The following is an 8,830-nucleotide window of genomic DNA, read 5'->3' on the forward strand; positions in this document are numbered from 1 at the left end:
TGGCGAAACAGTTCCGCTGGAATCCGCTCTTCGGCGACCATCACGAGAGCCATGCGGCCAGCGCGTTCTATCCCTCGCCTTTCGAAGAGGCGGCCATCCTCACTATGGACGGGGTGGGCGGGGCGTACCGCGCCGCCGTCCTGGAGCTCGCGGTCACGCTGGCCGCCTGCTCCGAGGCGCCCACCGGAACCGCGGCGAAGTCCGGGATCGCCGCGGACAGGGTGGCGCCCGCGCTCGATGTGACCGCGAGCTCAACCGTCACAGTCACCAGCTCGGGCGGGTATCCGCTCATCAGCTGGACGGCCGTTCCGGGCGCGACGAGCTACAAGGTGAACCTCGTCACCACGTGGTTCTACACGACATGGCGCGGCGACGGAGCCCGGCGGAGCTTCCGCGAGCTCAAGACCACCACCACGGCCACCTCGTTCCTGGACACCTCGCGCGTCTACTCGGGCGACATTCACTGCACGCGCCCGGCGGACTACCCGTACGGCCCCAACGACACGTACACGGAAATCTACGAGTACGAGGTCGTGGCCCAGCTGGCGAGCGGCATCAGCACGCAGCGCGCATATGCGCCCGTGGGCGAGTGCTACTGAGCGGATCACGGCGATGAGATCGACGAGCCTGCCCTCGCAACGAGGGCCGGCTTCCCCCCCCCCGGACGAGCTACCCGATGAAGCATTCTCTCGCACTTCGATCTGCCCTCCGTGCCGCGACGCTGCTGCTCGCGGCCACGCTGGCCGCCTGCTCCGAGGCCCCGACGGGCGCCTCGATCTCCGCCGCGGACCAGCCCGCCGCGCTGAACACGGCGCCCACCGTGACCGTCACGAACTCCGGCGGATCCCCGCTGCTGAGCTGGAGCGCCCTGTCCGGCGCCACGGGCTACAGCGTGGTTCTCGTGGAGACCGAGACGCAGACCAACCGGCAGACGGCGGAATCGACCTCGACGTCATGGGAGTACCCGCTGGGCAGCACCACGGGGACGAGCCTGCTGGACTCCGGCCACCCGTACACGGGCGACTGGCTGTGCAGCTACACGGCGTATCCCATCGTCACGCGCGTGACGTACCGCTACCGCGTGACGGCCACGTACGCCGACGGATCGGCCGCCAGCTCCGTCTTCGCGCCCGTCGCCCCGTGCTGAGCTCCCTCATCCCAAGGAGGATTGCCATGATGCGCCTGAACCGCGCCCGCGCCGCCGCCCTGATGCTCGTCGCCGCGCTGGCCGCCTGCGCCGACGCCCCCACGGCCGCGCCCGCCATCGCGGCGGACCAGCCCCCGTCGCTGGACGTCTACCCGGCTCCCGTGGTGTCCGTCACCAACTCCGGCGGACATCCGCTGATCAGCTGGAGCGCCCTCACCGGCGCCACCCGGTACGACGTGGCCCAGCTCGTCACGGGGATGATGGACAACTTCCAGACGATGGAGCACCGCCAGTGGACGGACACCATCCCGCTGTACAGCGGGACGTCCACGAGCTACCTGGATGCGTATTCCACCTGGACCAGCGCGCTCATGTGCACCGCCACGGTCGGCGACGAGCGCTACCGGTGGTACTACCACTACCTGGTCACGGCGACCTTTGCCAACGGTACGTCGTCCACCCAGGTGCTCGGCCGCGCCCAGTGCTGATGACCTGCGCTACGCGTCGAGACGGATGAACGGGAAGGCCGGCTCTCCGCACGAGCCGGCCCTCCGTCGACCTCGGTGATGCACCGGCCGCGCATTCCACGCGGCATCCTCTACTCAGGAAACCTGCGAATGCTCTCCATGAACCGAACCCGCGCGCCGTTGCTCGCGGCTGCCCTGGTGCTGACCGCCCTTCTGTCCGCCTGCGCCGACGCTCCCACCGCCCTCATCAGCGCCGCGGACCAGGCGCCGGCGCTGAACACGGCGCCCACGGTCACCGTCACCAACTCGGGCGGTAACCCGCTCATCAGCTGGAGCGCTCTCTCGGGCGCCACCGGCTACACGGTGCAGTACCAGGAGAACCGGACCATCATCGTCAAGGCGACGTTTGAATCGCGCAGCGAGCAGTCTGTGTCGACGCTCGCGACGACGACCAGCACGTCTCACCTGGATACGTCGCACGCGTACACGGGCAAGTCCTTCTGCAGTTCCTCCGGGACATTCGAGACGCGGATCACGAACTACCGGTACGTGGTGACCGCGCACTATGCCACCGGAGATGCGTCCACTTCCGTCGCGGCGCCCGTCTCGCCCTGCTGATCTGTTCGGCCTGGGCGGCCTGGGCGGCGATGCGGCACGGGCCGGCTCCACGCACGGGAGTCGGCCCCGTGGTTCGGACACAAGATCCTTCGTCGCCGCCATGGCTCGCGTACGGGCGGGTCCGGGCGGCGGCTCCTCAGGATGACGCGTCTGGCGGGAGGCGCAGAGGGTAGTCGCGAGGACGACGGCGCAGGCGTCCGGCCTCACTCCGGATCGGCCGTCCACGCACCCCGGACCGGCCGTCCACGCTGCCCCGGATCGGCCGTCGATCCCACTCCGGACCGGCTGTCCGGCGCTCCGCATCGAACGCAGAACGGGCCGGCTTCCGCGTGGAAGCCGGCCCGTTCCGTATCTCCAATCCGCCTGAAGTAGATCGGGCTAAGCCGTTGCGGAGGTGAGAGATTCGATCTCCCGCCTCACGGCGTCGAGCAGGGCCAGCTTCTCCGTGCGATGCATGAACGCGCTGTCGAAGCTCATCAGGGCCAGGTCCACCAGCTCGTCCCAGGTAAAGCCCAGGTGCTGGTGCGCGCGCCAGTACTCCTCCGTCACCGTCGTGGCGCTCATCAGCCGGTTGTCGGTGTTCAGGCTCAGGACCAGGCCCTCGTCGTAGTACATGCGCACGGGGTGCTTGTCGAACGACTCCACGGCCCGCGTCTGCACGTTGCTGGTGAGGCAGATCTCGATGGGCACCCGGAAGTCGTTCATGAAGCGCATGAGGTCCGGGTCCTCGTACAGCCGCGTGCCGTGGCCGATGCGGTTGGCGCGGCAGTAGTGCAGGGCTTGGTGGATGCTCTCGGCCCCATACGCCTCGCCGGCGTGGATGGTGGCCGCCATGTTCTTGTTGATGACGGTGTAGAACGCGTCCTTGTGCTTCTTGGCGGGGTAGTTGTACTCCGCGCCGGCCAGGTCGAACGCCACCACGCCGCGGTCCTTGTACGCCACGGTGAGGTCCGCCAGGTCGCGCGACGTGGCGGGCTCCATGTTGCGGATGCCGCAGATGATGATGGCCGTCTTGATGCCGAAGTCCTTTTCGGCCCGGGCCAGGCCGCGCAGGGGCGCGTCCACCGTCTCGGTGAGGGGCAGCCCCTCCTGGGCGTTCAGGATGGGCGAGTAGCGGATCTCGGCGTAGCGCACGTTCTCCCTGGCCAAGTCCTCCGCCAGCTCGTAGGCGATGCGCTCCAGGGCGTCGGCCGTCTGCATCACGGAAAGGGTGATGCTGAAGCGCTCCAGGTACTCCACGAGGTTGCGCGCGTCCTGCACGTGCATGTAGTCGCGCAAGGTCTCGGCGTCGTGGGCCGGCATCTTCTTGCCGTACTCCGCCGCCAGCTCCAGCATGGTCTCGGGGCGCAGGGAGCCGTCCAGGTGCACGTGCAGCTCCGCCTTGGGCAGGCGGTGCAGGAGCTCGCGGGTCACTTCGGTCGCCATCGTCTTCCGTCCTGTCGCTGATTGCTTTGTCGCGGCCCCGTTCCGGGATAAACGCGCAGGCGGGTGCACCACCGGTGCACCCGCCTGTCGAGGGGCCGAATCGTTCGTTGCTCCGGTGGGATATTGTAACGCCGCCGGAGAAGAAGTGCCAAGTGCCTGGTGCCTAGTGCCTAGTGCCTAGTGATACGATCCGTTACTTGGCACTTGGTACTTGTAACTTGGCACTTTCCCCTCAGATCAGGATCCCCACCACGCACGCCGTCATGAAGTTGGCCAGCGTGCCGGCGATCATGGCGCGCAGGCCCAGGCGGCTCAGGTCCGCGCGGCGCTCGGGGGCCATGCCGCCGATGCCGCCGATCTGGATGGCGATGGAGCTGAAGTTGGCGAACCCGCACAGGGCGTAGGTGGCCAGCACCACGGAGCGCGGATCCAGCCCGGCGCCCTCCTGGAGCATGGTGCCCAGGTGCGCGTACGCCACGAACTCGTTCAGGGCCGTCTTTTCACCCAGCAGCGTGCCCACGGCCAGCGCGTCCTGCGACGGCACGCCCATGAGCCACGCGAACGGCGCGCACAGCCAGCCCAGGATCTTCTGGATGGTCAGGTCCAGCCCCAGGAAGCCCGCGCCCCAGCCCAGCAGCCCGTTCAGCAGCGCCACCAGGGCGATGAAGGCGATGAGCATGGCGCCCACGTTCAGCGCCAGGGACAGGCCCTCGCTGGCGCCGCGCGCGGCGGCGTCGATGACGTTGGCGTCCACCTTTTCCAGCTTGATCTTGATGCTCCCGGCCGTGACGGGCTCCTCCGTCTCGGGATACATGATCTTGCTGATGGCCAGGCACGCCGGCGCCGCCATCACCGACGCGCTGATCAGGTGCCCGGCGATGTCCGGGAAGTACGTGACCAGGAAGCCCACGTACGCCGCCAGCACGCCGCCCGCCACCGTGCCGAACCCGCCCACCATGATGCAGTGCATCTCGCTCTTGGTCATGGTGCCGATGAACGGCTTGACCAGCAGCGGCGCCTCCGTCTGCCCCAGGAAGATGTTGCCGGCCGTGGAAAGGCTCTCCGCGCCGGAGATCTTCATGGTCCGCATCATCACCCACGCGAACGCCTTCACGATGGCCTGCATGACGCCCAGGTGGTACAGCAGCGTCATGAGCGACGAGAAGAAGATGATGGTGGGCAGCACGTTGAAGGCAAAGAACGCCCCCGCCGAGGCCCAGGCCGTCGTCGGCCCCACCGGGTCCACGGCGGGCAGGGCGCCGCCCGGGCCCACGGGGATGTTGGAGGCCGTCAGGTTGCCAAAGAGGAACCGGGCGCCTTCGACCGTATAGCCGATGAGGGCGTTGAAGGCCGTGTTGGCCTTGTCGAAGAACCCCGCGCCCCACGGCGTCTTGAGGATGAGCAGCGCGAAGACGAACTGCAGGATCAACCCCCACGCCACCAGCTTCCAGTCCACCGCCTTCTTGTGCACGCTCAGCAGGTACGCGATCCCCGTGAAGACGAGCAGCCCCAGGAAGCTAATGGCCTTTTGCACCGGCGTTCCGTTCGTCTGCTGCCGTGCCTGCCGCGCCGCCTGTCCCGCGTTGGCGGGCTGCGAGTCCGCCGCGATGCCGCTTTGCGGCGTCTGCGCCTTCTCCAGCGCCTCGGGCGAGGCGATGGGCGCGGTCACGTCCCCCGGCTGCGCGGTGGCCTGCGCGCCCTGCGGCGCCGGCTCCGCCGGGTTGGCGGGCCGGGGCTGGCCGGCGGCCGGCTGCGGGGCCGTGGTCTCGGGCTGCTGCGCGTGGGCGTACAGCCCGGCGCCCAGCAGCAGCGCGGCGGCCAGCCACAGGGGCAGCAGCCACTTGAGCGATCGGGTCATGCGGAGAGATGCCATCGGAGATCGTCGCCCGGCGTGGGGCGGGGAAGTGGAAGGAAAAAACGCGTTGGGCGAGGGCTCACCCTCGCCCAAGGACACGGCTTGTGACGGAAACGCGACATTCTACGCCTACCAGCGCAGCGGCGCCACCTCGTCGCGCCGGAGCTGCACGTGGTTGCGCTTGGCCTGCACCAGCCGCGGCCGGTCGAACGCCTTGATGAGCAGCAGCCCCGCCACGAAGCCGCCCACGTGGGCCCACACGGCCACGCCGCCCTGCTGCGTCTCCGGCAGCCCCAGGCTGCTCAGTCCGCCGAACAGCTGCAGGGCGAACCACACGCCCAGGAAGACGACGGCGGGAAGGCGAAAGAAGAAGAACGGCGGAAACCACGTCCGCACCCGTGCCCGCGGATACAGCAGGATGTACGCGCCCATGATGCCGCTGATGGCGCCGCTGGCCCCCACGGCCGGCACGTTGCTCAGGGGCGAGAACCAGATGTGCGCCAGCCCGGCCGCGATGCCCGTGGCCAGGTAGAAGAGCAGGAAGCGGAGGTGCCCCATGGAGTCTTCGATGTTGTTCCCGAAGACCCACAGGAAGAGCATGTTGCCCAGCAGGTGCCCCCATCCGCCGTGCATGAACATGGAGGTGAGCAGCGCCTCGGCGCCCAGCCCCTGCACGGGGCACGCGCTCGTCACTTCGCACGGCACCGTGCCGAACACGTAGACGGAGGCCTCCAGCCGCTGCATCTCGCCCAGCCCCTGGAACAGGTACCACGAAACGAGGTTGGCGATGATGAGCAGCACCGTCATCCACGGGGTGAGCTCCGTGGGGTTCTCGTCGTTGATGGGGATCACGGTGTCGTCGGGCCCGGTCGGTTGGATTCTGCGCGCCGCGCTGGATGCGGCAACGCGGATTGTACGCAAGATCGGGCGCACGGGTCCATCCGGGTGTGGTGACACGGCTCGTGCCGGGAGCAACCCGCCCCTCTCCCGGCCTCTTCCCGCTCGTTCCTCGCGGCGAGAGGAGACCTGATCGTGGGCTTCGGGATCCAGCACTCGAGCGCGGTGTGTCTCGCCCGCCGAGGGCCCCCACCCCCCATAGGCGTTAACTTAAGACTTGCAACCCTTGGCGGTCGGGCGTATCGTGGGTTGCATGAGAGCCGACATTCTCGCCGAAGAGTGGGGTGTGATCACGCAGTTCCTGCCGGATGGATGGCGGGAGCTTGCCCGCTCTACGGGTGCGCTCAAGCGAGCGAGGCAGGTTCGCAACGCCGATGTTCTCCTCCGCTTAGCCTTTCTGTACGCAGCATCGGGACTGTCGCTGCAGCAGGCAGCCGCGAGGGCAACCAACGCGGGCCTAGCCCGGATCTCGAGCGTGGCGCTCATGAAGCGCATGCGGAGTGCGGGGCCATGGCTGCGGGAGATTGCCGAGGGTGTCTTTACAGGCAGTGCGCGCATGCCGTCTCTGGAGGCCGTGTCCGCGGGGAGGCGCCTGCGCGTCGTCGACGCCACGCACGTAAGGGTGTCCGGGAGCAGCGGTACGGATTGGCGGCTTCACTACGTGCTGCGCCTGCCCACGCTAACGTGTGACTTCGCCGAAGTCACAGATTCCAGCGGAGGTGAGACGTACAAGCGGGTTCCGGTCGAGCCCGGAGACGTCATCCTGGGAGATCGGGGATACTGCCACCGCGAAGGCGTGGCGCACGTTCTGGATCACGGAGGCGATGCCGTGGTGCGCCTCAACGCCAACAGCTTCCCTCTGCTCGACCAGGAAGGCAGTCAGGTCGATCTCCTGGACACGTTGCGCTCGATTGAAGGGCATGCGCCAAAGGAGTATGCGGTCCGCTTCCGCGCGAATGATCGGGAGTATGCGGCACGGCTCTGTGCGGTCCGAAAGAGCGCAAGCGCGGCGCAGCTTGCGAAGGAACGGTTGCTGAAGGCGGCGCGCAAGAAGGGGCGGACAGTCCAGGAGCAGACGCTGGAACTGGCGGAGTACATTTTCGTCCTGGCGACTCCAGGGCTGAATGACCTCACCGCCGAGCAGGTTTTGGAGCTCTATCGTGTCCGATGGCAGGTAGAACTGGGGTTCAAGCGGCTGAAGTCACTCTTCGATGCCGGAAGCGCCCCGAACCGGGATCCAGAGGCGGTTCGAAGCTGGATATATGCGAAACTCCTGGCAGTGCTGCTGATTGAACGGCTCGGCGAGGAATCTCGTCTTTTTTCCCCCTGGGGGTTCCCGCTTGGAGGTGGGCAGCCGATGGAGGGAGTTTCGGGAGGCGTGCGACGCCTTCCTCGCCGTGGTGTCTCTCCCCTGCTTGCCAAGCGAGTTGCTGCGCACGGGGGCTGAGCTACGAGGAAAGTTGCTGGAACGGCCCCGAAAGCGAGCCTTGCAAATGGCTGCGGTGAATAGTGTTAGGTCTTTAAGTTAACGCCTATGCCCCCACCCCCCGGCCCCCTGCCCCCGCTCCGCGGGGGAGGGGGAGAACCCAGGTCCAGCACGAACTCACGTCCGGGCGCGGATGACGGCCCACGCGAAAACCCCTCCCTCGAAGTTGGGGGAGGGGTCGACCGCCGTTGCGAGGAACGAGCAAAAAGGCGGTCGGGGGAGAGGGCCCCCCGTCGCGCAGCGACGGGGGCTTCGGTCGGTCAGCACTCTCCGATCCGCCGTGTGCCGATCACCTGATCAGCATCACCCGATCTCTGTATCGTCCGCGGCTACCCCGCGATCTCCGCCCGGAAGCGCTGCACCTGCTGGCGGTCGCCCACCACCAGCAGCGTGTCGCCGGTCTCGATCACGTCCGACGGGCCCGGGTTGGGCTGCGGACGGCCGTCGCGCAGGATGGCGATCACGCTGGCGCCCGTCCGCTTGCGGATGGCGGAATCCTGGATCGTCCGCCCGGACAGCGGCGAGCCCGTGGCCACCCGGAACCACTCCACGGACAACTGCCCCAGCACCATGTCCATCGATTCCGCCACGGCCGGCTGAAAGTACGCGCCGCCCAGGATGGCGCCCAGCATCCGCGCCTCGGCGTCCTCCAGCCGCACGGCGCTGGACGGGAACTCCTCGCGCCCCTTGAAGACGTAGATCTCCCGGTGCCCCGTGTTGTGGATGATCACCGTCATCCGCTCGTCGTCGTTGGTCGTCAGCGCGAACTTCTTGCCCACGCCGGGAAGGTCGTGCTCGTGCACCTGCATCGATCTCTCCTGCGATGTCGGGTTCTGGAATCGTTCGGCCGCGTCAGGGCGCGGCGGGTTCGTCGGGCCGGCGGCGGCGAAGGGCGCCGCCCACGCGGAACAGGGCCTTGCTCACCGAGTGCGACT

8 protein-coding genes and 1 pseudogene are annotated in these 8,830 nt (G+C 67.9%); 5 read left to right on the forward strand and 4 right to left on the reverse strand.

Going from position 1 to position 8,830, the window contains the following annotated elements; genetic code table 11:
- The 4 genes and pseudogenes from VFZ20_RS32790 to VFZ20_RS19755 all read left to right on the forward strand — a co-directional run.
- A pseudogene (locus VFZ20_RS32790) lies at positions 1–119 on the forward strand (carbamoyltransferase N-terminal domain-containing protein); the annotation flags it as partial.
- Positions 120–676: 557 nt separating this feature from the next.
- Complete coding sequence (locus tag VFZ20_RS19745) at positions 677–1,147, forward strand: hypothetical protein (RefSeq protein ID WP_329685655.1); 471 nt, start codon at positions 677–679, stop codon at positions 1,145–1,147.
- Between the two features lie 26 nt (positions 1,148–1,173).
- Complete coding sequence (locus VFZ20_RS19750) at positions 1,174–1,635, forward strand: hypothetical protein (RefSeq protein WP_329685656.1); 462 nt, start codon at positions 1,174–1,176, stop codon at positions 1,633–1,635.
- A gap of 129 nt (positions 1,636–1,764) precedes the next feature.
- Positions 1,765–2,232 carry a hypothetical protein gene (locus VFZ20_RS19755; protein ID WP_329685657.1) on the forward strand — a complete coding sequence of 156 codons (468 nt, stop codon included), beginning with the start codon at positions 1,765–1,767 and terminating at the stop codon, positions 2,230–2,232.
- Positions 2,233–2,610: 378 nt separating this feature from the next.
- Here the strand turns inward: VFZ20_RS19755 and add are convergent, their stop codons facing one another.
- The 3 genes from add to VFZ20_RS19770 all read right to left on the reverse strand — a co-directional run bounded on the left by add (position 2,611) and on the right by VFZ20_RS19770 (position 6,364).
- The gene (gene add / locus VFZ20_RS19760) at positions 2,611–3,657 is read right to left on the reverse strand and encodes an adenosine deaminase (protein WP_329685658.1); all 1,047 of its coding nucleotides are present in this window, start codon (positions 3,655–3,657) and stop codon (positions 2,611–2,613) included.
- Positions 3,658–3,889: 232 nt separating this feature from the next.
- Positions 3,890–5,191: a NupC/NupG family nucleoside CNT transporter gene (locus tag VFZ20_RS19765; protein ID WP_349264110.1), complete on the reverse strand. Its 1,302-nt coding sequence runs from the start codon at positions 5,189–5,191 to the stop codon at positions 3,890–3,892.
- 450 nt (positions 5,192–5,641) lie between these two features.
- Positions 5,642–6,364, reverse strand: a complete 723-nt coding sequence (locus VFZ20_RS19770; RefSeq protein ID WP_329685660.1) for a rhomboid family intramembrane serine protease — start codon at positions 6,362–6,364, stop codon at positions 5,642–5,644.
- 298 nt (positions 6,365–6,662) lie between these two features.
- Between VFZ20_RS19770 and VFZ20_RS19775 the strand changes: the two genes are divergently transcribed.
- Complete coding sequence (locus VFZ20_RS19775; protein WP_329685661.1) at positions 6,663–7,856, forward strand: IS4 family transposase; 1,194 nt, start codon at positions 6,663–6,665, stop codon at positions 7,854–7,856.
- 368 nt (positions 7,857–8,224) lie between these two features.
- Here the strand turns inward: VFZ20_RS19775 and VFZ20_RS19780 are convergent, their stop codons facing one another.
- Positions 8,225–8,704 carry a cation:proton antiporter regulatory subunit gene (locus VFZ20_RS19780; protein ID WP_329685662.1) on the reverse strand — a complete coding sequence of 160 codons (480 nt, stop codon included), beginning with the start codon at positions 8,702–8,704 and terminating at the stop codon, positions 8,225–8,227.
- Positions 8,705–8,830 lie beyond the last annotated feature (126 nt).

Origin of the sequence: Longimicrobium sp., assembly GCF_036280135.1 — a bacterium.
Lineage (GTDB): Bacteria > Gemmatimonadota > Gemmatimonadetes > Longimicrobiales > Longimicrobiaceae > Longimicrobium.